General features: G+C 73.3%; 20 protein-coding genes and 1 pseudogene. 13 read left to right on the top strand and 8 right to left on the bottom strand.

The window, feature by feature from the left end; genetic code table 11:
* The first annotated feature begins 42 nt into the window (after positions 1 to 42).
* The 5 genes and pseudogenes from FHX75_RS22600 to FHX75_RS22585 all read left to right on the top strand — a co-directional run bounded on the left by FHX75_RS22600 (position 43) and on the right by FHX75_RS22585 (position 2570).
* Positions 43 to 723 carry a nucleotidyltransferase gene (locus FHX75_RS22600; RefSeq protein ID WP_342799401.1) on the top strand — a complete coding sequence of 227 codons (681 nt, stop codon included), beginning with the start codon at positions 43 to 45 and terminating at the stop codon, positions 721 to 723.
* Entirely contained in the window at positions 720 to 986 is a 267-nt protein-coding gene (locus FHX75_RS22595) for a hypothetical protein (RefSeq protein WP_154942339.1), read from the top strand. Before FHX75_RS22600 ends, FHX75_RS22595 begins: the two co-directional genes overlap by 4 nt.
* Before the next feature lie 13 nt (positions 987 to 999).
* Positions 1000 to 1775: pseudogene (locus FHX75_RS22590) on the top strand (metallophosphoesterase family protein).
* A complete protein-coding gene (locus FHX75_RS30940; RefSeq protein ID WP_165947907.1) occupies positions 1766 to 1909 on the top strand; it encodes a GPGG-motif small membrane protein in 144 nt (47 codons plus the stop codon). The pseudogene FHX75_RS22590 and the gene FHX75_RS30940 overlap by 10 nt, the downstream one beginning before the upstream one ends.
* 166 nt (positions 1910 to 2075) lie before the next feature.
* Positions 2076 to 2570, top strand: coding sequence for a TspO/MBR family protein (locus tag FHX75_RS22585; RefSeq protein WP_154942337.1), 495 nt, complete (start codon positions 2076 to 2078; stop codon positions 2568 to 2570).
* A gap of 54 nt (positions 2571 to 2624) precedes the next feature.
* Here the strand turns inward: FHX75_RS22585 and FHX75_RS22580 are convergent, their stop codons facing one another.
* Complete coding sequence (locus FHX75_RS22580; protein ID WP_154942336.1) at positions 2625 to 3401, bottom strand: M23 family metallopeptidase; 777 nt, start codon at positions 3399 to 3401, stop codon at positions 2625 to 2627.
* Positions 3402 to 3660: 259 nt separating this feature from the next.
* On the opposite strand from FHX75_RS22580, the gene FHX75_RS22575 reads away from it, so the two are divergent.
* From FHX75_RS22575 to FHX75_RS22555, 5 genes are all read left to right on the top strand, one after another.
* Positions 3661 to 5001, top strand: coding sequence for an ABC transporter substrate-binding protein (locus FHX75_RS22575; protein WP_154942335.1), 1341 nt, complete (start codon positions 3661 to 3663; stop codon positions 4999 to 5001).
* 71 nt (positions 5002 to 5072) lie between these two features.
* Complete coding sequence (locus FHX75_RS22570; RefSeq protein ID WP_154942334.1) at positions 5073 to 6116, top strand: carbohydrate ABC transporter permease; 1044 nt, start codon at positions 5073 to 5075, stop codon at positions 6114 to 6116.
* Between the two features lies 1 nt (position 6117).
* Positions 6118 to 7080, top strand: coding sequence for a carbohydrate ABC transporter permease (locus FHX75_RS22565; RefSeq protein ID WP_154942333.1), 963 nt, complete (start codon positions 6118 to 6120; stop codon positions 7078 to 7080).
* A gap of 66 nt (positions 7081 to 7146) precedes the next feature.
* The gene (locus tag FHX75_RS22560) at positions 7147 to 8220 is read left to right on the top strand and encodes a LacI family DNA-binding transcriptional regulator (protein WP_154942332.1); all 1074 of its coding nucleotides are present in this window, start codon (positions 7147 to 7149) and stop codon (positions 8218 to 8220) included.
* Between the two features lie 52 nt (positions 8221 to 8272).
* Positions 8273 to 9943 (top strand): glycoside hydrolase family 13 protein, encoded by a 1671-nt coding sequence (locus FHX75_RS22555; protein WP_154942722.1) that lies wholly within the window; start codon positions 8273 to 8275, stop codon positions 9941 to 9943.
* A 392-nt stretch (positions 9944 to 10335) separates the two neighbouring features.
* Here the strand turns inward: FHX75_RS22555 and FHX75_RS22550 are convergent, their stop codons facing one another.
* The 3 genes from FHX75_RS22550 to xylA are packed head-to-tail and all read right to left on the bottom strand — an operon-like array spanning position 10336 to position 14517.
* The gene (locus FHX75_RS22550) at positions 10336 to 11760 is read right to left on the bottom strand and encodes an MFS transporter (RefSeq protein WP_154942331.1); all 1425 of its coding nucleotides are present in this window, start codon (positions 11758 to 11760) and stop codon (positions 10336 to 10338) included.
* A 58-nt stretch (positions 11761 to 11818) separates the two neighbouring features.
* Positions 11819 to 13318 carry a xylulokinase gene (xylB, locus tag FHX75_RS22545; RefSeq protein WP_154942330.1) on the bottom strand — a complete coding sequence of 500 codons (1500 nt, stop codon included), beginning with the start codon at positions 13316 to 13318 and terminating at the stop codon, positions 11819 to 11821.
* 11 nt (positions 13319 to 13329) lie between these two features.
* Complete coding sequence (xylA, locus tag FHX75_RS22540) at positions 13330 to 14517, bottom strand: xylose isomerase (protein ID WP_154942329.1); 1188 nt, start codon at positions 14515 to 14517, stop codon at positions 13330 to 13332.
* A gap of 48 nt (positions 14518 to 14565) precedes the next feature.
* On the opposite strand from xylA, the gene FHX75_RS22535 reads away from it, so the two are divergent.
* Positions 14566 to 15825, top strand: a complete 1260-nt coding sequence (locus FHX75_RS22535) for an ROK family protein (protein WP_154942328.1) — start codon at positions 14566 to 14568, stop codon at positions 15823 to 15825.
* Positions 15826 to 15953: 128 nt separating this feature from the next.
* The gene (locus FHX75_RS22530) at positions 15954 to 17627 is read left to right on the top strand and encodes a PP2C family protein-serine/threonine phosphatase (protein WP_154942327.1); all 1674 of its coding nucleotides are present in this window, start codon (positions 15954 to 15956) and stop codon (positions 17625 to 17627) included.
* A 51-nt stretch (positions 17628 to 17678) separates the two neighbouring features.
* Here FHX75_RS22530 and FHX75_RS22525 read toward each other — a convergent pair whose 3' ends face one another.
* On the bottom strand, positions 17679 to 18185 hold the full coding sequence (locus FHX75_RS22525) for a MarR family winged helix-turn-helix transcriptional regulator (RefSeq protein WP_154942326.1): 507 nt from the start codon (positions 18183 to 18185) through the stop codon (positions 17679 to 17681).
* A 97-nt stretch (positions 18186 to 18282) separates the two neighbouring features.
* Here FHX75_RS22525 and FHX75_RS22520 point away from each other — a divergent pair, with 97 nt between their 5' ends.
* Positions 18283 to 19413 (top strand): PP2C family protein-serine/threonine phosphatase, encoded by a 1131-nt coding sequence (locus FHX75_RS22520; protein WP_154942325.1) that lies wholly within the window; start codon positions 18283 to 18285, stop codon positions 19411 to 19413.
* Between the two features lie 4 nt (positions 19414 to 19417).
* On the opposite strand, the gene FHX75_RS22515 is transcribed toward FHX75_RS22520, so the two are convergent.
* The 3 genes from FHX75_RS22515 to FHX75_RS22505 form a co-directional block, all read right to left on the bottom strand.
* Positions 19418 to 20902: a sugar transferase gene (locus tag FHX75_RS22515; protein WP_246158473.1), complete on the bottom strand. Its 1485-nt coding sequence runs from the start codon at positions 20900 to 20902 to the stop codon at positions 19418 to 19420.
* 214 nt (positions 20903 to 21116) lie between these two features.
* Complete coding sequence (locus FHX75_RS22510; protein WP_154942323.1) at positions 21117 to 22856, bottom strand: substrate-binding domain-containing protein; 1740 nt, start codon at positions 22854 to 22856, stop codon at positions 21117 to 21119.
* A 164-nt stretch (positions 22857 to 23020) separates the two neighbouring features.
* On the bottom strand, positions 23021 to 24052 hold the full coding sequence (locus tag FHX75_RS22505; protein ID WP_154942322.1) for a lactonase family protein: 1032 nt from the start codon (positions 24050 to 24052) through the stop codon (positions 23021 to 23023).
* Positions 24053 to 24147: the final 95 nt, after the last annotated feature.

Here is a 24147-nt window from a genome sequence, read left to right as displayed (position 1 = left end):
CGGTTGATGGCCGGGTGACCAGTCTCTGATCGCCGCCCAGGTGTGGGCGGCGGGCGGGCCGGGTACGCAACGTCATTTCCGACCGCCTGTCCACCTTCACGACGACGGGAGAACCAGATGGCCGAGCGCGGGGACGAGAGCCTGTTGCACACCCTCAAGCGGGTCGCCGCCGTGCTCAAGCAGAACGACATCCCCTTCGCCCTCGGCGGCAGCTTCGCCGTCTACGCGCACGGCGGCCACTCCAGCGAGCACGACGTGGACTTCCTGCTCTGCGAGGAGGACATCGAACGGGCGCTGGAGGCGCTGGTCGCCGAGGGCTTCAACGCCGAGCGCCCGCCGGAGGACTGGCTGGTCAAGGTCTACGACGAGGGGCGCATGGTGGACCTGATCCACCGGCCGATCGAGACCCCGGTGACCGAGGAGACCTTCGCCGACACCGTGGTGCGCCCGGTGGACGCCATCCACATGCCGGTGCTGTCCGCGACCCGGCTGATGGTGCACAAGCTGCTCAGCTTCTCGCAGCACTACTGCGACTTCGCCCGCGGCCTGCCGCTGGCCCGCTCGCTGCGGGAACAGATCGACTGGGAACGGGTACGGAAGGAGACGCGGCACTCGCCGTACGCCGAGGCGTTCCTGGTGCTGCTGGACCGGCTCGACGTGGTGCCGTACGGCGGCACGCCCGTGCCGTACGCCCGCACCCCCGAGGGAGAGGAGACACCGTGACCGAGCATGGCGCCGGCCCGCCGGACGAGTACGTCGAGGCGGAGATCCACCGGCTGCTCGCCGAGGATCCGGACGTCGCCGAGCAGGGCATCACCGTGGTCCACCGGGAACGCGGCCTGGTCCTCTACGGCGAGGTGGAGACCCCGCACCGGCGGGAGGAGATCCTCCGGCGGGTCTCGGAGCGCTTCCCGGACCTGCCGATCACCAGCGACATCGGGGTGATCCGCGCGCAGGCGCCGAGCCAGGTCGAGGAACTGCCGTGAGGAGGGCCCGACGATGATCCGGATCGCCGCCGTCGGCGACGTGCACGTGGACGAGGACGTGGTCGGCCGGTTCCGCCCGGCGTTGGAGGAGTTGCCGGACTGCGCCGACGTGCTGCTGCTCGCCGGGGACCTGACCCGGCACGGCACCGAGTCCGAGGCGCGCTGCGTGGCCCGGGAGTTCGGCGGGCTCGGGGTGCCGGTGATCACCGTGCTCGGCAACCACGACCACCAGTGCGACCAGGTGCCGCAGGTCATCAAGGTGCTGGAGGACGCCGGGATCACCGTGCTGGAGGGGACGGGCATGGTGCTGGAGTGCGCCGGCGGCCGGCTCGGCGTGGCCGGGGTCAAGGGCTTCGGCGGCGGGTTCGCCGGCCGGTGCGCCAGCGACTTCGGGGAGCCGGAGATGAAGGCCTTCGTCCGGACGACCAACGAGAGCGCCGAGGCGCTGGGGAAGGCGCTGCGCGGGCTGGACTGCGACCGGCTGGTCGCGCTCACCCACTACTCCCCCGTGCCGGACACGCTCGCCGGCGAACCGCTGGAGATCTATCCGTTCCTGGGGTCGTACCAGCTGGGTCAGGCGATCGACTCGGCGCCGACCGCGCTGGCCCTGCACGGGCACGCCCACGCGGGCACCGAGCGGGGCACCACCCCCGGCGGGGTCCGCGTCCGCAACGTCGCGCACCCCGTGATCAAGCAGGCGTACAGCATCTTCCATCTGGGCGATCACCTCGAATGATCTCCCAGGTTTCCGGGATCGGAGAGCCGGGTATTCAGCCGCCATGGAGCTGATTCTCTGGATTCTCGCAGTCGTACTCGTGGTCGCCGGCATCCTCGCGCTGTTCCGCCGGCAGATCCTGTGGGGCGTCGTCCTCATCGTGGTGGGCCTGCTGGTCGGCCCGGGTGGTGTCAGCATCTTCAATTGACGCTGGTTTCGCGTCACCGGACCCGCCGGGGTCGTCGCTCCCGGAATCTCCGTCCTCCCAGACCTGGAGATCCGGCAGCGACGACCCCGGCGCCGCGCGTCCGGGGTCTGTCGCGCCCGTTCGTGGGTCGGGTTTGTGCCGCCGGTCGGGCGGAAATATCTCGACCATGGAGATAACGCAGAGCACCCCGCGGACCCGCGGCGCGCGCACCTGGTGGGCGCTGCTCGGCTTCGGCGCGGCCGTGACGGTCGCCGCCGCGATCGGCGGGCTGGGGGTACGCGGCACCACCGAGGAGTACGCCGGCCTCCGGCAGCCGGACTGGGCGCCGCCCTCGTGGCTCTTCGGCCCGGTCTGGACGCTGCTCTACGCGCTGATCGCGATCGCCGGCTGGCTGGTCTGGCGCCGGGTCGGCTTCGGCCCGGCCCTCTGGGCGTGGACCGCCCAGCTCGTGCTGAACGCGATCTGGACGCCGCTCTTCTTCGGCGCCGGGCGGTACGGCCTGGCCTTCGCCGAGATCGTGCTGATGTGGCTCGCCATCGGGGTGACCGTCGTGCTGTTCCGGCGGGTCTCCCGCCCGGCGGCGGCGCTGCTGCTGCCGTACTGGGCCTGGGTCACCTTCGCCGCCGCGCTGAACTTCTCCATCTGGCAGCTCAACAGCTGACCCGACGTCGCGGGGCCCCGGCCCGGCCGGGGCCCCGCCACGCGTCCGCGCGCCTCAGCAGCGCGGCACGTTCGGGATCCAGCCGTCGTAGCCGGTGTAGACGTACGCGTCGGAGATGAACCGGCCGGAGCCGATCCGGTCCCAGATCGAGCTGGTGCCGTACGTGCCGGTGACGGTGGTACCGGTGGTCTGGCAGTAGATGGTCACCCTGGCGCCGTCGGCGACCGAGCCGACCGCGCTGTAGCCGGTGCCGGGGCCGGAGCGCACGGTCAGGTCCGCGCCGGCGGTGTTGACCGTGCCGGAGGCGGTGCCGCCGGAGCAGGCGTTGTCGCTGGTGTAGCTCTTGGTGCCCCAGTAGAGCGCCAGCGCGCCGTTGAACCGCACCTGGATGTCGTTGCCGTTGAGCCGCTGCTCGTAGTGCAGGTGCGGCCCGGTGGAGCCGCCGGTGCTGCCCACCCAGCCGATCACCTTGCCGTAGCCGACGGTCTGGCCGACCGAGACGTTGAAGCCGTTGAGGTGGGCGTAGTAGCTGGTGTAGCCGCCGCCGTGGTCGATCCGGACGTACTTGCCGTAGCTGGTGCCGCCGAGGTCGGTGACCCGGTCGACGGTGCCGGGGGCGCTGGCCACCACCGGGTCGCCGAGGTCGTCGGTACGGTTGAAGTCGATCGCGTACGCCGGGCTGTGGTCGGACCGGGTCTGCCCGGACCAGGACTGGCCGCAGGGGAACGGCACCTTGAACGTCGGCGCGGCCATCGCCGGGCTCGCCGGGGCCACGAGGGCCACCGAGGCGAGCAGTGCGGCCGCGGCCAGGCTCCACCACCGTCTACGCATCCAGCACCTCCAATGTTGAGATTCTTCAATCTACTGAGCACAGCGTGGCAGAAACCTCCATCGATGGGAAGTGGCGCGGTGCAGGTCGCGACCACTGCGCGGGAGCGCGCCCACGGCCGGTGAGCGGGTTTCGGGATTGTTACCGGGCCGTGTCCGGCCAGGGCTGGACCGGAGGTGATGCAAGCGCTTACATGTGGAGACGACCATCGGACCGGCGCGGCTTCGACTCCTCCACGCGCCGGCAAGGAAGGAGAACGGCATGGCGTTTGCCAGATCACGCCAGGCTCTCGCGATCGCCGGCGTACTGGGGCTGGCGCTCGGCGCCACCGCCTGCGGCACCGGCAACGACAAGAAGAGCGACAAGGCGAGCTCCCCCGAGTGCGCCGCATATGAGAAGTACCAGGGCCACGACGGCAAGAAGGTCACGATCTACTCGTCGATCCGGGACATCGAGGCCGACCGCCTGGAGCAGTCCTGGAAGCAGTTCGAGGACTGCACCGGCATCACGATCGACCACGAGGGCAGCGGCGAGTTCGAGGCCCAGCTGGGCGTCCGCGTCGACGGTGGCAACGCCCCCGACCTGGCCTTCATCCCCCAGCCGGGTCTGCTCAAGCGGTTCGTCGACGCGGGCAAGGTCAAGACGGTCGGCGCCGACACCAAGGCGCTGGCCGAGCAGAACTTCACCCCCGACTGGCTGAAGTACAGCACCGTCGACGGCAAGCTCTACGGCGTTCCGCTCGGCTCCAACGTCAAGTCGTACGTGTGGTACTCGCCGAAGACCTTCAAGGAGAAGGGCTGGCAGGTCCCGACCACCTGGGACGACCTGATCAAGCTCAGCGACACGATCGCGGCCAGCGGCACCAAGCCGTGGTGCGCCGGCATCGAGTCCGGTGACGCCACCGGCTGGCCGGCAACCGACTGGATCGAGGACGTCATGCTCCGGACCCAGGGTCCGGAGGTCTACGACCAGTGGACCACCCACGGCATCCCGTTCAACGACCCGAAGGTCGCCGACGCGGTGAACAAGGCCGGCACCATCCTCAAGAACGAGAAGTACGTCAACGGCGGCTTCGGCGGGGTGAAGAGCATCGCCACCACCTCCTTCCAGGAGGCGGGCGTCCCGATCACCACCGGCAAGTGCGCGCTGCACCGCCAGGCGTCCTTCTACGCCAACCAGTGGCCGCAGGGCACCAAGGTGGCCGAGGACGGCGACGTCTTCGCCTTCTACTTCCCGGCCATCGACCCGGCCAAGGGCAAGCCGGTGCTGGGTGCCGGCGAGTTCGTCGCGGGCTTCGCCGACCGTCCCGAGGTCCAGGCGGTGCAGACCTACCTGGCCTCCGGCGAGTACGTCAACAGCCGCGCCAAGATCGGCGACTGGCTGTCGGCGAACAAGAAGCTCGACCTGGCCAACGTGCCGAACCCGGTGGACAAGCTCTCCGTCGGCATCCTCCAGGACCCGAAGACCGTGTTCCGTTTCGACGGCTCGGACCTGATGCCGGCCGCGGTCGGCGCGGGCACCTTCTGGAAGGGCATGGTCGACTGGGTGAACGGCAAGGACACCGCGACCGTCCTCAACGGCATCGAGGGCAGCTGGAAGTGATCTGAGTTGGTGGCCCGGTCCGCGTCGCGGACCGGGCCACCACCGCAAACCGAGCCCTTGAAGGAGGGTCGATGGACTGGCTGGAGGAACAGCCCAAGTTCTTCATGCTGGGGTACGGGCTGCTCGCGTTCGTCATTGTGGTGGGCGGGCTGCTCCTGCTGCTCGACGTGGTCCCCGCCTGGTTCGCCCGCCGCCGGGAGGCGCAACTGATCGCCGCCTCGGCGAGCGGTGCCCCACTGCCCCGCCGACCCAAGCAGCGGGAGGGGCTGTTCGCCCTGTTCTTCCTGCTGCCGACGCTGCTCCTGCTCGCCATCGGGCTGGTGGTGCCGGCGATCCGGACCACGCTGCTCTCCTTCATGGACGCCGGCAGCAACGACTGGGTGGGCCTGCGCAACTACGGCTGGATGTTCTCCGAGGACTCGATCGTCCGGGTCCTGCTCAACACCCTGGTCTGGGTGCTGCTGGTCCCGCTGGTGGCCACCTCGTTCGGCCTGCTCTACGCGGTGATGGTGGACAAGGCCAGGTTCGAGGCGGTCGCCAAGTCGCTGATCTTCCTGCCGATGGCGATCTCGTTCGTCGGCGCCAGCATCATCTGGAAGTTCGTCTACGCCTACCGCGGCGACGGCCAGGAGCAGATCGGCCTGCTGAACCAGATCGTGGTCAGCCTCGGCGGCGAGCCGGAGCAGTGGCTGCTGGAGTCGCCGCTGAACACGCTGCTGCTGATCGTGATCATGGTGTGGATCCAGGCCGGCTTCGCCATGGTGGTGCTCTCCGCCGCGATCAAGGCGATCCCGGCGGACATCGTCGAGGCCGCCCGCCTCGACGGGGTCACCCCCTGGCAGATGTTCTGGCAGATCACCATGCCGAGCATCCGGCCCGCGCTGATCGTGGTGGTGGTGACGCTGTCGATCGCCACGCTCAAGGTCTTCGACATCGTCCGGACCGCGACCAACGGCAACTACGACACCAGCGTGATCGCCAACGAGATGTACAACCAGGCGTTCCGGTACGGCCAGAACGGGCAGGGCTCGGCGCTGGCCGTCTTCCTGTTCATCCTGGTGGTCCCGATCGTGATCTACCAGATCCGCAACCTGCGTCAGCAGCGGGAGGGCTGAGATGAGCACCGCCACGCCCACGGTCCCGGCCGGCACCCAGGCCACCGGGAAGACCACCACCGCCGGACGCGTCCGCAAGCGGCTGAACAGCCGTACGGCCACGCTGATCTCGATCGTCATCGCGCTGCTCTGGACGATCCCGACCTTCGGCCTCTTCGTGTCCTCGTTCCGGCCGGAGGACGAGATCAAGAGCACGGGCTGGTGGACGTTCTTCACCAACCCGCAGTTCACCCTGGAGAACTACCAGGAGGTGCTCTTCGGCAGTTCCTCCTCCTCGGGTCAGCTCGCCAGCTACTTCATCAACTCGCTGGCCATCACCATCCCCTCGGTGCTGTTCCCGCTCGCCTTCGCGTCGCTCGCCGCGTACGCGCTGGCCTGGATCAACTTCAAGGGCCGGGACTGGCTCTACATCGCGATCTTCGCGTTGCAGATCGTCCCGCTGCAGATGGCGCTGGTGCCGCTGCTCAAGTTCTTCTCCACCGGCGTCACCGTCGCCGGCGTCACCCTGATGCCGGCCTGGGACCTGGTGGACGAGCAGAAGTTCGCCCAGGTGTGGTTCGCGCACACCTGCTTCGCGCTCCCCTTCGCGGTGTTCCTGCTGCACAACTTCATCTCGCAGCTGCCCAGGGACCTGATGGAGGCGGCCCGGGTCGACGGGGCCACCCACCCCAAGATCTTCCGCACCATCGTCCTGCCGCTGATCACCCCGGCCCTGGCGGCCTTCGGCATCTTCCAGTTCCTCTGGGTCTGGAACGACCTGCTGGTCGCGCTGATCTTCGCCGGGGGCGGCAACGAGACCGCCCCGCTGACCGTCCGGCTGGCCGAGATGGCCGGCACCCGGGGCAACGAGTGGCAGCGGCTGACGGCGGGCGCGTTCGTCTCGATCGTCGTACCGCTGATCGTGTTCCTGTCCCTGCAGCGCTACTTCGTCCGCGGCCTGCTCGCTGGCAGCGTCAAGGGCTGAGGCCTCGTACCGCCGCCGCCCGTTCCCCGGGCGGCGGCGGCCACGGCCACGGAGCGGGGGAACATCGTGACGAAGATTGATGACGTCGCCCGACTCGCCGGGGTCTCGACCGCCACCGTCTCCCGGGCGCTGCGCGGCCTGCCGACGGTGTCGGCCGCGACGCGCCGCCGGGTGCTCGCCGCCGCCGAGCAGCTCCAGTACGCCGTCTCGCCGAGCGCCTCGCGGCTGGCCGGCGGCCGGACCGGGACGGTGGCCGTGGTGGTCCCCCGGATCACCCGCTGGTTCTTCGGCACCGTCGTGGAGGCGGTCGAGGAGTTCCTCCACCAGGCCGGGTACGACCTGCTCCTGTACAACCTGGGCGGCCGGGAGCAGATCCGGCAGCGGGTGCTGCGCACCGCCAACCTGCACAAGCGCGTCGACGCCATCATGCTGGTCGCCACGCCCCTGCGACCGGCCGAGCTGACCGCGCTGGCCGCGCTGGACCTGCCCGGGATCATCATCAGCTCCGGCACCGTGGTGCCCGGCTGGCCCTGCGTCCGGATCGACGACGTGGCCGCCGCCCGTACCGCCACCCGGCACCTGCTCGACCTGGGGCACCGCCGGATCGCCCACATCTCCGGCGACCCCGACGACGAACTGGCCTTCACCACCCACCTGGACCGACGCCGGGGCTACCGGGAGGCGCTCCGGGCGGCCGGGATCCGCCCCGATCCCAGCCTCGACGTCGAGTCGCAGTTCACCATCGACGGCGGCACCCGGGCCACCGCCGAGCTGCTCGCCCGGGGCGAGCCGCCGACCGCGATCTTCGCCGCCTGCGACGAGATGGCGATGGGCGCGATCACCGCGCTGCGCGACGCCGGGCTGCGGGTGCCGCAGGACGTCAGCGTGATCGGCGTCGACGACCACGACCTGGCCAGCGTGCTCGGGCTCAGCACCATCGCCCAGCCCGCCGCCGAGCAGGGCCAGCTTGCCGCCCGGCTGCTGCTCGACCCGCTCGGCACCCGCACCACCGGCCCGTACGCCGGCCGGGTCCCCGACCAGCGGGTCGGCGGCGGCCGGGACGACACGCCGGCCCCCCCGGTGATCCTGCCCACTCGGCTGGTGGTGCGTGAATCGACCGCACCACCGCGGGCACACTGAACGGATTCGACACGGATTCGACCGCACCACGGCTCGACACAGGGAGAAGGCTCTGAACACCGACGCGAGGCACCAGGAACAGTCCGGTGGCCCGGCCACCGGGTGGTGGACCGAGGCCGTCATCTACCAGATCTACCCGCGCTCGTTCGCCGACTCCGACGGCGACGGCGTCGGTGACCTGCCGGGCATCACCGCCCGGCTCGGCCACCTCGCCGAGCTGGGCGTGGACGCCGTCTGGCTGTCGCCGTTCTACCCGTCGCCGCAGGCCGACGCCGGGTACGACGTGGCCGACTACCGGGACGTCGACCCGCTCTTCGGGCGGCTGGAGGACGCCGACAAGCTGATCGCCGAGGCCCGCGCCAAGGGCCTGCGGGTGATCGTCGACCTGGTGCCCAACCACACCTCCTCGGCGCACCAGTGGTTCACCGCCGCCCTGGCCGCCGCCCCGGGCAGCCCGGAGCGGGCCCGCTACATCTTCCGGGACGGTCTCGGCCCGGACGGCGACCAGCCCCCGAACGACTGGCAGAGCGTCTTCGGCGGCCCCGCCTGGACCCGGGTCACCGATCCCGACGGCCGGCCCGGCCAGTGGTACCTGCACCTGTTCGACACCGGCCAGCCCGACCTGAACTGGGACAACCCGGAGGTCCGCGAGGAGTTCCTGGACGTGCTGCGGTTCTGGCTGGACCGGGGCGTCGACGGCTTCCGGGTCGACGTGGCGCACGGCCTGATCAAGCAGGCGGACCTGGCCGACTGGCAGGAGCCGCAGGAGATCCTCTCCGGCAGCGAGGTGGCGAAGCCGCAGCCGCCGATGTGGGACCAGGACGGCGTGCACGAGATCTACCGCGAGTGGCGCCGGTTGCTCGACTCGTACCCGGGCGAGCGGGTCCTGGTCGCCGAGGCGTGGGTGGAGCCGGCGGAGCGGCTGGCCCGCTACGTGCGCCCGGACGAGATGCACCAGGCGTTCAACTTCGAGTACCTGCTCGCCTCGTGGACCGCGCCCGCCCAGTACGCGGTGATCACCCGCTCGCTGGAGGCCACCGACAGCGTCGGCGCGCCGACCACCTGGGTGCTCTCCAACCACGACGTGGTGCGGCACGCCTCCCGGCTCGGCCTGACCGTCGGCGGCGGCCGGCCGAACGGCATCGGCATCGGCGACCCGCAGCCGGACGCCGCGCTCGGCCTGCGCCGGGCCCGCGCGGCCAGCCTGCTGATGCTGGCCCTGCCCGGCAGCGCCTACCTCTACCAGGGTGAGGAGCTGGGCCTGCCCGAGCACACCACGCTGCCGGACGAGGTCCGGCAGGACCCGACCTGGGAGCGCAGCGGCCACACCCAGCGCGGCCGCGACGGCTGCCGGGTGCCGATCCCGTGGGAGGCCGACGCCCCGTCGTACGGCTTCGGGCCGACCGACGCCAGCTGGCTGCCCCAGCCCCCGCTGTGGGCCGAGTACGCCCTCGACCGGCAGCGCGGGGTGCCCGGCTCGACGTACGAGATGTACCGGACGGCGCTGCGGCTGCGGCGCGAGCACGGGCTGGCCCGGGGTCCGCTGCAGTGGCTCTCCTCCGGCGACGAGGTGCTGATCTTCCGCAACGGCGGGCTCACCGTGCTGACCAACTTCGGCGCGGCGGCCGTCCCGGCGCCGGCCGGGGAGGTGCTGCACAGCAGCGCCCCGCTGGACGCCGACGGCCGGGTCCCCACCGACGTGACGGTCTGGGTCCGCGCCTGACCAATGCCGCTCCCGCCGGCCCCGCGCTCGTCCGCGGGGCCGGCGGGCCGGCTCGTGCGGGACTGCGGCCGTCGCCGGTTCACCCCAGCTCCCGGTTGGCTCGCTACGGACCTGATGTCGTGAACGACTCAGCCCTGCTCCCCGCCGGACCCACCGGCCCGACATCAGGCCGGCCTGAATCGTTTACGTCATCAGGTCCATAGCGTCCTGGGGGCACCCGGCCTAGTGGATCCGCCGGCTCAGCCCAGCGCCAGCGCCGCGAAGCCGATCCGGCGCGGCCTGGACCGGCCCGGCGCAGCCCGACGCAGCCCGACGCAGCCCGACGCGGCCCGACGCGGCCCGGCCTGGCATGCCACGGCGCGGCGCGGCCGACGAGGCCCGGCGGCGAGCGGTCAGAGGCGCTCGGCGCGGGCGTGCAGCAGGTCGTGCACCGCCTCGATGTCCTCCGGCGAGGACCGGGAGGCGCGCCAGTACATCAGGCCGGTCGGGATGAAGAAGAGCTGGAAGACGGCCAGCCCGACGGCGTAGTTCAGCGGCGGTGGGAAGGCCGCCCGCAGGGCGTGGAAGGCCACCCCGACCAGGCCGTTGCCGGCCGCCCGGCCCACCCCGTTGACCAGGTTGCCCAGGCTGTAGACGGTGCCCCGGTGCTCGGGCGGGTTGACGTCGGCGATCAGGGCGAACCAGTTCGGCGAGTTCGCCGAGGTCAGCGCCAGCGCGACCACGGCGGCGAGCAGGCTCAGCCCGACCGTCGGCTCGGTCAGCACGCTGGCCAGTACCGCCCGGACCACCGCCCCGCCGCCCGCCCCGTCGGGCACCACGATGCGGATCGGCACGAAGAAGAGGACCAGGTAGAACGGCACGGCCGCGAGGATGCCCACCGCCGCGACCAGGGCCCGCCCCCTCGGGGTACGCCGTTGCAGCGCGTCGCCGGCCAGTCCGCCGACGATGGAGAACACCCCGCCGAGCTGGAACAGCGTGGCGAAGACGCTGCCCACCACCACCGCGGTCGCCGACGAGTAGCCCTGGGCCTCGGCCCGTTGCGCGAAGAGCACCGGCAGCCAGACCAGCGAGCCGAACGCCGCCTGCGCGGTCAGGCCCTGCAGGATCAGCCACCGGTTGGTCCGCCGGTGCAGGATCCGGGGCAGGTCGGCGCGGGTGATCCGGTAGTCGTACTCGGCCCCGGCGTTCAGCGCACCGGCCAGCTCGGGCTCGCTCTGCCCGCGCCGGATGTCGTACGTGAAGAGATAGGCCAGGGTGGCGGCCAGCCCGACCACGGTGAGCGCCAGGAACGGACGTCGCCAGTCGGTGGCCCCCAGCAGGCCGCCGGTGAGCGTGCCGGCCAGCGTCCCCACCCCCTGCGACAGTCCCCAGAAGCTCATCACCAGCCCCCGGCGGCGGGGCGAGATCAGGTCGGTGACCACGGAGAACCCGACCGAGCCGACCGCGCCGAGCCCGACCGCGGCCACCAGCTGCGCGGCCAGGAAGGTCGGGTAGTCCTGGGCGAGCGCGCTGCCGCCGGTGCCGGCCGCCCAGATCAGGGTGCCGACCATGAGCAGCGGCTTGCGGTTCGTCCGGTCCCCCACGTACGCCCAGGCCACCGCCGCCACCGCGCTGACCAGGAAGCTGACCGCGGTGACCAGTCCGAGCAGCCGCTGCGACACGCCCAGCGCCCCGGAGATCGGCCCGTACAGGGGCGGGACCAGGCCGATCGCCACGTTGTCCAGCGAGGCGAGCACCACGAAGACCACGACGCTGTAGAACCGGTGCGCCGTGCCGCCGCCCCAGGTCCGCGCCGCCCCACCCCTGGTCAAGGTCATGTGCGGCAGCCAATCAGGGCGAGGTCACGGTCGCGTCACCGGGGTCGGCCCCGCCCGCTCAGCCCGGCGTCCGGTCGACGGTCCGGTCCCGCGCCTGGGCGTACCGCTCACGGACGGCGGGGACGGGCTCGGCGTCGTACTCCCGGGTGCCGGCGTCGGCCCACCGCGGTGGCGCCGCGCCGCCCAGCGCGACCCAGGCGGCCTGGCGAGCGGCCCCGTCGGCGACGTACTCGCCGGGCGGCGGCACCACCACCGGCCGGCCGAAGACCTGCGGGGCGATCCGGCGCACGGCCGCCGAGCGGGCCCCGCCACCGACCAGGATCACCCGCCGGGCGTCGGCGCCCTGGGCGGTCAGCGCGTCCAGCCCGTCGGCGAGCGCGCAGAGCATCCCCTCGACGGCGGCCCGGGCCAGGTGCGCCGGGGTGGCGGTACGCAGGGTGAGCCCGTGCAGCGCGCCGGTGGACAGCGGTCGGTCGGGCGTCCGCTCCCCTTCCAGGTAGGGGACCATGACCAGCCCGTCCGCGCCGGGTGGGGCGGACAGCGCCAGCTCGGTCAGCTCGTCGAGGCCGACCCGCAGCAGCGCGGCGGCGGCGTCCAGCACCCGGGCGGCATTGAGGGTGCAGACCAGCGGCAGGTACCGGCCGGTGGCGTCGGCGAACCCGGCGACGGCGCCGCCCGGGTCGGCGGCCGGCACGTCGGCCACGCTGAACACGGTGCCGGAGGTGCCGATCGAGACGACCACGTCGCCCGGGCCGGCGCCGACGCCGAGGGCGGCGGCCGCGTTGTCCCCGGTACCCGGGCCGAGCACGATCCCGGCCGGCGCGGCACCGGACGGGCCGACCCCGGAGCCCGGGACCGCGCCGGGACCGGCGGCCGGCGCCGGGCCGCCCAGCGTGGCCGGGTCCAGGACGCAGGCGGCCTCGGCCGGACCGAGCACCGTCGGCACCGCCACCACCCGACCGAAGGCCTGTTCCAGCAGGTCGAGGCGGTACTCGCCGGTGCGGGGCGACCAGTAGCCGGTGCCGCTGGCGTCGCCCCGATCGGTGCGCAGCGCGGCCAGGCCGGGCGCGCCGGCCAGCCGCCAGGTGAGCCAGTCGTGGGGCAGGCAGACGGCCGCGACCCGGGCCGCGCGCTCCGGCTCGTGCCGGGCCAGCCAGCGCAGCTTGGTGCCGGTGAAGCTCGCCACCGGCACGCTGCCCACCGCCTCGGCCCAGAACCGGCGGCCCGCCACCGGGCCGCCGGCCTCGTCGATGAGGTCCCGGGCCGCGTCGGCGGAGCGGGTGTCGTTCCAGAGCAGGGCGGGCCGGACCACCTCGCCCGCCTCGTCCAGGCAGACCATGCCGTGCTGCTGGCCGGCGACCGAGACCGCCGCGACGTCGGCCAGCCCGCCGGCGGCGTCCACGGCCGTGCGCAGCGCGTCCCACCAGGCCCGCGGGTCGACCTCGGTGCCGTCCGGGTGCGGCGCCCGGCCCTGCCGGACCAGGGCACCGGTGGCCGCGTCCCGGATCACGACCTTGCAGGACTGGGTGGACGAGTCGACCCCGGCGACGAGCGGCACGGCGGCCCGCCTCAGCGCGCGCCGAGCAGGTGCTCGACGGCGAGCTGGTTGAGCCGGACGAAGCCGAAGCCCCGCGCCGCGACCGCGTCCACGTCCACGTCCTCGAACGCGGACCGGTCGGCGAGCAGCTCGGCGTACCCCTCCCCCGGGCTCAACGTCGGGGTGGACAGCTCGGCGACCTTGCTGGCGGCCAGCGCCTCGGCCACCTCCGGGTCGGCCCGGAACGCCGCGGACCGCTCCTTGAGCAGCAGGTACGTGCGCATGTTCGCCTCGGCCGAGGCCCACACGCCGGCGAAGTCCTCGGTGCGCGAGGGCTTGTAGTCGAAGTGCCGGGGCCCGTCGTACGCGGGGCCGCCGTCCGGGCCGCCGTGCTCCAGCAGGTCGACCAGGGCGAAGGCGTTGAGCAGGTCACCGTGGCCGAAGACCAGGTCCTGGTCGTACTTGATGCTCCGCTGGCCGTTGAGGTCGATGTGGAACAGTTTGCCCTGCCAGAGCGCCTGCGCGATGCCGTGCGCGAAGTTCAGCCCGGCCATCTGCTCGTGCCCGACCTCCGGGTTGAGGCCGACCCGGTCCGGGTGGGCCAGGGTGGAGATGAACGCCAGCGCGTGCCCGATGGTGGGCAGCAGGATGTCGCCGCGCGGCTCGTTGGGCTTGGGCTCGATGGCGAAGCGCAGGTCGTAGCCGGAGTCCACGACGTACTGGCAGAGCAGGTCGACCGCCTCGCGGTAGCGGTCCAGCGCGGCCCGGACGTCCTTGGCCAGGTCGTACTCGGCGCCCTCCCGGCCGCCCCACATCACGAAGGTGCGGGCGCCCAGCTCGGCGGCGAGGTCGACGTTGCGCAGCACCTTGCGCAGCGCGTACCGGCGCACGTCCCGGTCGTTGCTGGTGAACCCGCCGTCCTTGAAGACGGGGTGGGTGAAGAGGTTGGTGGTGACCATCGGAACGACCAGGCCGGTCTCGTCGAGCGCCTTGCGGAACCGGGCCAGGTGGGCCTCGCGGGCGGCGGCGTCCGCGCCGAAGGGGACCAGGTCGTCGTCGTGGAAGGTGATCCCGTACGCGCCCAGCTCGGCGAGGCGGTGCACCGCCTCCACCGGGTCCAGCTCAGCGCGGGTGGCGTCGCCGAACGGATCGCGGGCCTGCCAGCCCACCGTCCAGAGCCCGAAGGAGAACTTGTCGGCGGGGGTGGGACGGGGTGCCATGGCAGACCTCCGGTGGTGTCGCCGCAATTTGTTCAATGGATGGATTAAATGACCGTGCTGTGGCACTGTCAAGGGGTGAGCAGCACCAGCACCGCGGGCGCGGTCCGGCAGGGCAGCCTGCGCGAGCTCAACCTCGCCGTCGTGCTCGGGCGGATCGCCGCCGCCGACCAGCCGCCGTCGCGGGCCGGCATCGCCGGCCAGACCGGCCTCACCCGGGCCACCGTCTCGGCCGTGGTGGACGACCTGATCACCGGGCGCCTGGTCACCGAGGCCGACCCCGCGCCGCGCGGCGGAGCGGGCCGCCCGGCCCGGGGGCTGCGGCTCGCCACCGACGGCCCGGCCGGGCTGGGGCTGGAGGTCAACGTCGACTACCTGGCCGCCTGCGTCGTCGACCTCGCCGGCACCGTCCGGCACCACGAGGTACGCCGGGCCGACCTGCGCCCGGTCGCCCCCGCCGACGCGCTCGCCCGGCTGGTCGAGCTGGCCGGGCGGGCCCGCGCCGCCGCCGACCGGGAGGGGCTGACCCTGGCCGGGGCCACGCTGGCCGTGCCCGGGCTGGTCGACGGCCACGGCCTGGTCCGGCTCGCGCCCAACCTCGGCTGGCGCGACGTCGACGTCCCCGCCCTGCTCGCCGCGCATCCGCCGCTGGCCGAGCCGGTCGACGGGGTGCCGGCGCTGGTGGTGGACAACGAGGCCAACCTGGCCGCCCTCGGCGAGCTGCACGCCGGCCCGACGACGGCCAGCTTCCTGCACGTCTCCGGCGAGATCGGCATCGGCGCCGGGATCGTGCTCGACGGCGCGCTGTTCCGGGGCGCCCGGGGCTGGAGCGGCGAGCTGGGCCACGTACCGGTCGACCCGGCCGGGCCACGGTGCCGCTGCGGTGCGCAGGGCTGCCTGGAGACGTACGCCGGTCAGGAGGCCGTCCTCGGCGCGGCCGGGCTCTCCGGGGCGGACCTGCCGGCGGACACGGCGGCGCGCCGGCTGGCCGACCTCGCCGAGGCGGGCGACCCGGCCACCCTCGACGCGCTGCGCGCGGCCGGCACCGCCCTCGGGGTGGCGGTGGCCGGCGTGGTCAACCTGCTGGACCTGGACACCGTGGTCCTCGGGGGCGGATACGCCACCCTCGCGCCGTGGCTGCGCCCCCCGGTCCTCGCCGAGCTGACCGATCGAGTGCTCACCGCCGCCTGGTCGCCGGTGACGGTCCGCGCGGCGGCGCTCGGCCCGGCGTCGGCCGCAGTCGGTGGGGCCGGGTCGGTGGTCCGCCGGATCATCACCCGGCCGTCCGGTTGGCTGGCCGGCCGGCAATGAGCCGACTGTGCTGGCTGGGCGCCCGTCGGACGGCCTCGGTACCCTTGCCCTGAGGCAAAGTTCCCGTCCGAGGAGTCCGCTACCAGCATGCGCACAGGTCGACAGGCCGAGGCGACCGGCGACCGGCGGTGACGACCACCCGCCCCGGTGGGCCCGCCGGACCGGCCAGCAGCGGGGAGGAGTTGTCCCCCGCGCCGCGCCGACCGTCCTCCGACGCGCCGCTGCCCGCCGAGCCCCGACTCGCCCGCGAGCTGCTGGACGGCCTCGCCGAGGCGGTGGTCACCGCCGACCATGCCGGGATCGTCACGCTGGTCAACGCGACGGCGGGCGAACTCCTGCCCGAGCTGACCCCCGGGACCGACCTGGCGCGCTGCGCGGTGCCGGCGCTGGCGAACGCCGTCCGGCGGGGAGCCGAGACCTTCGACACCGAGCACCGCGGCCGCCGGCTGCGGGGCGTCTGCCGCCGGCTGGCCGCCGGCCGGTGCGCCTGGTACGTCCGGGACGTCACCGAGGAGCAGGCCCGCGCCGACGCCCTCCTCGCCGAACGCTCCCGCACCGCCTTCCTCGCCCAGGCCGGCAGTCGGCTCGGCCTCTCCCTGCACCGGGACCAGGCACTGCGGGCCACGGCCACGCTGCCGGTGCCGTACCTGGCCGACGCCGCGCTGGTCGTCCACCACCCGCCGCCCGCCGCCGACCGGCCGCACTGGGTCCGGTACGCCGAGGGCGACCCCGCCCCGGTCACCGGCATCGGCTCCGCTGAGCTGACCGGCTCCGTCCCCGGCCTCGCCGAGGCACTCGACGGTGCCGCCACCGAGCCCACCACCTGGCTCGACGCCGAACTGGCCGAGCTGGCCGAGGTGCTGCCCGACTCGTTCGGCCGCCCCGGCGCCGTGCTGACCAGCCCGATGCCCGGCGCCGGCGGGCCGGGCGGCGCCCTGATCCTCGTCCGCCGGGCCGAGCGCCCGGGCTTCGACCAGCGCGACGTCGAGCTGGCCCGGGAGTTCGCCGCCCGGGCCGGCGCCTCGCTCGCCGCCGCCCAGCTCTACGGCGAGCAGGCCCACCTGGCCCGGGTGCTCCAGCACAGCCTCCTGCCGCCGGAGCTTCCGCCCCTGCCCGGCCTCGCCCTGGCCGGCGGCTACCGGGCCGCCGGGGACAGCCTGCGCATCGGCGGCGACTTCTACGACGTGTTCCGCACCGAGCGGGGCGGGATGTTCGCCCTCGGCGACGTCTGCGGCAGGGGCGTCGGGGCGGCGGTGCTCACCGGCCGGGTACGCCAGTCGTTGCAGACGCTCCGCCTGGTCGAGCAGCGCCCCGTGGAGCTGATGCGGCTGCTCAACCGGGCCCTCTTCGACGCACCGGACGCCGCCCGGCGCACCCAGTTCACCACCCTGCTGCTCGGCACCGCCGAGCCGGATGCCGACGGCGGGGCGCGGGTACGCGTCGCCGGCGGTGGGCACCACGCCCCGCTGCTGGTACGCGCCGACGGCACCAACACCCCGGTGCCGGTCGGTGGCATGCCGATCGGGGCGTTCACCACCGCGACCTTCGCCGAGGCGGAGGTGCGACTCGCCCCGGGCGAGCTGCTGCTGGCGTACACCAACGGGGTGACCGAGGCGCGGGGCGGCCCGACGGCGATGGAGATGTTCGGCGAGCGACGGCTGCGCGAGGCGCTCGCCTCGGCGGCGGGACTGCCGCCGAGCGCGGTGGTCGACCGCCTGCTCCAAGCGGTGGAGGACTGGCTGGACGGGCAGAGCCACGACGACATCGCCATGCTCGCCGTCTGCGCCGCGTCCCCGGCGTGACCGGCCCGGAGCTGACCCACGGCCGGCGGTGACGCGCCCCGGCGGTCAGGATCAGGCGGAGCGGGCCGCCGACGGGTCGCCGATCTCGCCGTCGTGGGGCGGGACGCCGCTGCCCTGCCACGGCACCACCGGCGGCGCCGACTCCTCCAGGTCGCGGGCGGCCCGGTCGAACTCCCGGACCCCCCGCAGCAGGGCCTGGCGGCCCTCGTCGCTCATCCCGGCCAGCACGTCGGCCAACCGCCGCCGCCGGTCCCGGCGCAGCTCGGCGAGGAGTCCCCGGGCCTCCGGGGTCAGGTGCAGGGAGATCTCCCGCCGGTCGAGGCGGCCCGGCTCCCGCTCCAGCATGCCGGCTGCCACCAGCCGGTCGCAGAGCCGGCTGGCCGAGGAGAGCAGCATGTCGAGCAGGGTGGCGAGCCGGCGCAGGTTGATCCCGTCATGCCGCTCCACGACCATGACCGCGCGCAGCTGAGCGGCGGAAAGGCGGCTGGTGGTGCCCTCCCGCGCCGCCTCCCACAGGGACAGCAGGGCACCCGCCGCGCCGTCGAGCTCGGCGGCCATACTCAGTTCCGGTCCCGCGGGACCATGTTCGTCGGCCATGGTGGGCCCGAGACTACCCGGAGTACCGGGTGGTCGACCCCTGTCAGGAGGAGTGATGATGAGCGGACCGGACGATCACGCCCGGCGAGTGCTGGTCGAGGCACCGGCCGACCTCCTGCTCGACCGGCTCACCGCCGAGCTGGAACGGACGTTCAGGATCACGGAGAGCGAACTCCTCCAGGTCGACTACCGCCTCTCGGTGCTGCTGCCGCTGGGTGACGCGGATCCCATCACCGAACCCGGCCACCCGGCCTGGCGCTGCTTCGACCACCAGGAACCGATCGTGGCCGGCGGCATCGGCTGGTTCCCGGTCGGCATGCGCGGCGAACGGCGCGGGGTGCTGCGCCTGGCCCCGGTCGCCGACGACCCCGCCCAGGTCGAGGAACTCGCCGCCATCGCCACCGCCCTCGGGCACGAACTCGCCGCCGTCTCCGCCGGGACCGACGTCTACCGGGCGTCCCGCCGGGCCCGTCGGCTCACCCTCGCCGCCGAGATGCAGTGGGAGCTGCTGCCCGGCCGCAGCCGAATCCGCCCGTCGTTCAGCCTGGCCGGTCAGCTCGAGCCGGCGTACGCGGTGCGCGGCGACAGCTTCGACTGGTCCGACGACGGGCACCGGGTCTGGCTGGCCACGATCAACGGGTCGGGTGAGGGGGTGGCCGCCGCGCTGCTCACCTCGCTGGCCACCTACGCGCTGCGCAACGCCCGCCGGGGCGGGCTCGGGCTGGCCGACCAGGCCGCCCTGGCGGACCAGGCGATCTACGCCCTGCACCGGGGCGAGCAGCACCTCTCCGCGCTGCTGATGGAGCTGGACCTCGCCTCCGGGAAGCTGACGGTGGTGGACGCCGGGTCGCCCCGTCTGGTGCGGCTGCGCGACGGGGAGATCAGCGAGCAGGTGCTCGAGAAGCAGTTCCCGCTCGGCATGTTCGAGGGCACCGACTACCAGGAGCAGTGTTTCGAGCTGCGCCGCGGCGACCGGCTCTTCGTACTCAGCGACGGCGTGATCGACGCGACCGGCGAGAACGTCCGGTACGGGGAGACCGCGCTGGATCGGTTCCTGCGCCGTACCGGGCCGATGGAGCCGCTGGACGCCGTCCGGTCGCTCCTGGGCGACCTGCGGGCGTTCGTCGCCGGCGACCTGATCGACGACGCGGTGGTGGTCTGCCTGGACTGGACCGGCCCGCAGCCCTGACGGGTCAGTACGCCCCGCGCCCGCGCAGCACCGCGCCGAAGGTCTTCCAGAGGATGGTCAGGTCGGCGGCGAGCGACCAGTTCTCGACGTAGTACAGGTCGAGCCGGATGCCGTCCTCCCAGCTCAGGTCGGAGCGGCCGCTGACCTGCCAGAGCCCGGTCATCCCGGGCTTGACCAGCAGTCGCCGGGCCACGTCGCCGTCGTAGCGGGCCACCTCGGAGGGCAGCGGCGGCCGGGGGCCGACCAGGCTCATCTGCCCCAGCAGCACGTTGACCAGCTGCGGCAGCTCGTCCAGGGACCACTTGCGCAGCAGCCGCCCGACCCGGGTCACCCGCGGGTCGTCGCGCATCTTGAACATCAACCCGTCGGTCTCGTTGCGCACGGCCAGCTCGTCGAGGAGGGCGTCGGCGTTGGCCACCATGGTGCGGAACTTCAGCACGCCGAACTCCCGGCCGCCCCGCCCGACCCGGGTCTGCCGGAACAGCACCGGGCCGCGGCTGTCCAGCCGGATGGCCAGCGCGACCGCCGCCCCCAGGGGCAGCAGGAGCAGCACCGCCAGCGCGGCGGCGGCCCGGTCGACGAACTCCTTGACCAGCTTGCGGGCGCCCCGGAACTCGGGCGCCTCGACGTGGATCAGCGGCAGCCCGGCGACCGGCCGGGTGTGGATGCGGGGGCCGGCCACATCGGTGAGCGCCGGCGCGACGACCAGGTCGATGCCGGTCCCCTCCAGCTGCCAGCCCAGCCGGCGCAGCCGGGCCGCGGTCAGCTCGCCGGAGGCGGTAACGGCGACCGTGTCCGCGCCGATCGCGGCGGCCGCCTCGGGCACACCGCGCAGCGAGCCGACCACCGGCACGTCGCTGAGCCGCTGCGGCACCGGCGCGAGCAGCGCGTCCGGGATGCAGGCACCGACCACCTGATAGCCGGCGTACGGCTCGCGGCGCAGGGTGTGCACGAGTTCCAGCACGTGGGCGGTGTCGCCGACCACCAGCACCCGGCGGGACCAGCCGGCACCCCGGTATCGGGCCCGGTGCAGCCGCTTGCGCGCGGCGAACCGGTTCACCTCCAGCGCCACGGTGCCGACGGCGAACGAGATGCCCAGGAAACCCCGGGACACGTCGGCGTCGGCGATGTAGCCGACGATGGCGATGCCACCGGCGAGCCGCAGGCTGGCCGCGCTCACCCGCCGGTATTCGTCCGCGCCGTAGCCGAGCACCCGGTCGTCGTAGCAGCGCAGCATCCGCAGCGAGAGCAGCCAGGCGAGCACCAGGCCGGGGGCCACCAGCACGTACGGGATCTCGGAGCCGACCGGCACCCGGTCACCGAAGCGGGCGATGTACCCGACCAGGACGGCGAGGGAGAGCACGGCGGTGTCGAGCACCACCAGGATCCGGACGTACGCCCGCTGGTCGGCCCGGGCGACCGGGCCGGTGGGCGGGCCGGCCGGGGCACGCGGGATCCGTGCCGGCGTGGACAGCGTCGCAGAGGTCACCCAGCCTCCCCACATCGCGCGCACCGGCTCCGGCCGACGACCGCCCCGGGCGGGACCTCGACGCCGGAGCGTACCGGACATCCTGCCTGACAATGATGCTCGCCGATTGATTCGGACGTATTGCCGTCACTTTGCCTTCCGGCCCGGACACCGGAAATGCGAACCGCCGCACCGGAAACCTCCGGCGCGGCGGTTCCCCGCACTGTCCGAAGACTCAGCGCGGCGCGTTCGGGCGCAGCGCGATCGCCTTCAGGAAGATGTCACCGATCTTGCTCGGGTCCTCGGTGACGAAGGTGCCGCCGCCGGTGACGTTGGTGATCGACTGGAGCTCGGTCTTGGAGACCTCGTTGCCGATGCCGATGATGACCACCTGCACCGGGCGCTCCGGATCGTTGAGCTGCTTGAGCTGGCTGATCAGCGAGGCCTGCGAGATGCCGTTCTTGTCGTCGTTCTTGCCGTCGGTGAAGAGCACGATCGAGTTCACCCGACCCGGCTCCCAGTCCTGCTGCACCCTCTTGTACGCCTCCAGCACGGTGTCGTACAGACCGGTGTTGCCGCTGGACGGGCGGATTCCGGCGAGGCCCTGCTCCAGCCGGCCGCGGTTGGTGGAGAGCGGGTTGATCGGCACGACCTCGCGCCAGTCCCGCGAGCCCACCAGCTCCGTGGAGAAGGTCCAGAGGCCGATCGACCAGGAGTCGTCGAACAGGCCCAGGCCCCGGCTCGCCGCCGACACGGTGACCTGTTCCCGGGTGGCGTTGCCCGCGGAGGGCACCTTCGCCTTCATCGAGCCCGAGACGTCGATGACGGCGAGCATCCGGCCGGACTGGGTGGCGATGGACCAGCCGGAGACCGCACGGTCTATCGCGAAGGGGTCCAGGCCACCCACCGCGCCGACACCTGCCGGCGGGGCGGTCGCCGCACCACCGGCCGGGCTGGGCGCACCCTGCGGCGCCTTGAAACCGTCACCCCAGTTGCCGTCCGGCGCCCGCAGCGACTGCGCGGCCAGCCGGTTCTTGAAACCCTGCGTGGTGAGCAGTTCGAAGAGCACCCGGGCGGCCGACTGCTTGGCCGGCTCGATGCCCGGCAGCACCGCGAACGGGTAGTCCAGCGGCATCGGCGCCGGCTCCAGGTAGAGCGCGGCCAGCGGGATCGGCGGCTTGGTGCTGTTGTACGCCATGACGTCTTCCTCGGAGAGCGCGGCGGCGCCGAGCCCGCTGGCGATGGACGTCGGGTCGTTGGAGCGCGGGAAGCGGGCGAGCAGGTCCTGCCGCAGCGCGGAGCGGCCGGTGGCCAGCGCCCGCAGCGCCCCGGTGGTCGCCTTCGCGGTGTCGCCGCCGGAGGCGCTCGCCGCGGCGGTGAGGGAGAGCAGGCCGGAGAGGCCGGCGGCGTCCTGCGTCGGCTCGACGATCCCGGCGCGCAGGCCCTTGCCGGTGCTGACCGCGTTGAGCAGGTCGGTCCAGCCGAGCTTCTTGTCCGGCCAGCCGAAGCGGGAGGCCACCGGCTCCGGCATCGCCACCACCACCGGGCTGCGGGCGACGGAGGCGCCGTTGCCCGGGGCGAAGGCGGTGGCGCCGTTGTTCTTCAGCCGCAGCAGCCAGGTGGAGGAGTCCGGGATCCAGACGTCGGGCGTGGTCACCGTGCCGCTGGCCTGGCCGACACCCGCGAGGGTGGCGCCGTGCTTGCTGGCGACCGCAGCTGCCACGTCCACCGGCTCGGAGGCACTCACGTTCACCGCGATGCAGGTGCCGCTCACGGCGGCGCCGTCCTCGACCCACTGCGTCGAGGCCTTCTGCACCGCCGGGGCGAGCTCGGGAGCGGCGGCCACCGACAGCTGGATCTCGCCGGAGCAGGAGGGTCCGGCCAGCTGCTGGTAACCGAACCAGGTACCCCCGACCACGACGACGAGCGCAGTCGCCGCCGCAGCGGCTCCTGCTCCACGGATACTTGAACGCATGCGATGGCGGCCAGACACGCTGACCATCTTGCGTATCTCGTTCGGATAGTGCCATAACCGTTCGGTTGAAAGTTACGCAGGAGATACAGATGATCGCTCTTTCGGCACAGTGAGTAATCAGTCAGTCTCGCGCCGTTGCCACGATCCACACCGGACAGTGCCGTTCAGGGTAGGACACAGGTCGGGCTCGGCACCGGCACCGGTTCGCCGAGCGGCTCGGGCGCGCCCGAGTCGGGGTCGACCCGGAACACCCGAACCATGTCGGCCCGCTCGTCCGCCACGTAGAGGTGCGGCCCGGTCAGCACGAAGTGCCGGGGCCACTCGCCCCCGGTGTCGACCTCGGCGACCAGCCGGGGCAGCTCCGCGTCCAGCGCGAAGACCGAGATCGTGCCCACGCCCCGATTGCCGACGTAGAGGAAACGCCCGTCCGGCCCCACCGCGATCTCGGAGGGCTGGACGTGCCCGGTCCGCCCGCTGGCGTCCACCCGTCCCCGCTGGTGCAACGCCCCGTCCGGGGTCGACTCGTACGCGGTGACGGTCGCGTCCAGCTCGCCGGCCACCCAGCAGCGCCGCCCGTCGGGGTGGCGGGCGAGGTGACGGGGCCCGGTGCCCGCCGCGGTACGGATCCGGGGCTCGCGGGGCACCAGCCGGCCCGGGTCGGCGTCCAGGTCGTACCGGTAGATCGAGTCGGTGCCCAGGTCGACGGCGAGCAGCGGCCCGGCCCCCGGGGCCGGGGAGACCATGTGGCAGTGCGCCTGCTCCTGGCGCTCCGGGTCGAGGCCGTGCCCCTGGTGCACGACCAGGTCGCTGCGCTCGGCGGGCGCGCCGTCGGCGCCCAGCGGGAAGACCGCCACGCTCCCGCCGCCGTAGTTGGCCACGAAGAGGTGCCGCCCGTCGGGCGCGACCGCCAGGTGGCAGGGGTCGGCCCCGCCGGTCGGCCGGACGCCCAACGGGGTCAGCTCGCCGTCGCCGCCCACCCGGAAGGCGCTGACCTGCCCCGCCGGCAGCTCGTTGACCGCGTAGAGAACGGGCAGGGCGGGATGCCGGACGAGGAAGGAGGGCGAATCGGTCACCGCGACGGTGCCGAGCGGGGTGAGTTCCCCCGATTCGGTATCCCGGCGGGCGGCGACGATGCCGTCCCCCCGCCCGCCGCTCGCCGCCGTGTAGCCGCCGATGTGGACGATCGTGTTCGTCACCGGTGCACCCTCCGCCGATCCTGCCGTCGCTCCCACCAGAGGCTTCCCGGTCGACCCGGGCGTTAGCCCTGTTTTCCGGAATTTCCTCCGAACGC

This window comes from Micromonospora palomenae, from assembly GCF_007829925.1.
Lineage (GTDB): Bacteria > Actinomycetota > Actinomycetes > Mycobacteriales > Micromonosporaceae > Micromonospora > Micromonospora purpureochromogenes.
This window is presented reverse-complemented; position numbering and strand designations above follow the sequence as displayed.

Coding starts and splice junctions, on each gene's coding strand:
- FHX75_RS30940 (WP_165947907.1), top strand. CDS start 1,766: ATGGAGCTGATTCTCTGGATTCTCGCAGTCGTACTCGTGGTCGCCGGC.
- FHX75_RS22585 (WP_154942337.1), top strand. CDS start 2,076: ATGGAGATAACGCAGAGCACCCCGCGGACCCGCGGCGCGCGCACCTGG.
- FHX75_RS22580 (WP_154942336.1), bottom strand. CDS start 3,401: ATGCGTAGACGGTGGTGGAGCCTGGCCGCGGCCGCACTGCTCGCCTCG.
- FHX75_RS22575 (WP_154942335.1), top strand. CDS start 3,661: ATGGCGTTTGCCAGATCACGCCAGGCTCTCGCGATCGCCGGCGTACTG.
- FHX75_RS22570 (WP_154942334.1), top strand. CDS start 5,073: ATGGACTGGCTGGAGGAACAGCCCAAGTTCTTCATGCTGGGGTACGGG.
- FHX75_RS22565 (WP_154942333.1), top strand. CDS start 6,118: ATGAGCACCGCCACGCCCACGGTCCCGGCCGGCACCCAGGCCACCGGG.
- FHX75_RS22550 (WP_154942331.1), bottom strand. CDS start 11,760: ATGACCTTGACCAGGGGTGGGGCGGCGCGGACCTGGGGCGGCGGCACG.
- xylA (WP_154942329.1), bottom strand. CDS start 14,517: ATGGCACCCCGTCCCACCCCCGCCGACAAGTTCTCCTTCGGGCTCTGG.
- FHX75_RS22535 (WP_154942328.1), top strand. CDS start 14,566: ATGACCGTGCTGTGGCACTGTCAAGGGGTGAGCAGCACCAGCACCGCG.
- FHX75_RS22525 (WP_154942326.1), bottom strand. CDS start 18,185: ATGGCCGCCGAGCTCGACGGCGCGGCGGGTGCCCTGCTGTCCCTGTGG.
- FHX75_RS22520 (WP_154942325.1), top strand. CDS start 18,283: ATGAGCGGACCGGACGATCACGCCCGGCGAGTGCTGGTCGAGGCACCG.
- FHX75_RS22510 (WP_154942323.1), bottom strand. CDS start 22,856: ATGCGTTCAAGTATCCGTGGAGCAGGAGCCGCTGCGGCGGCGACTGCG.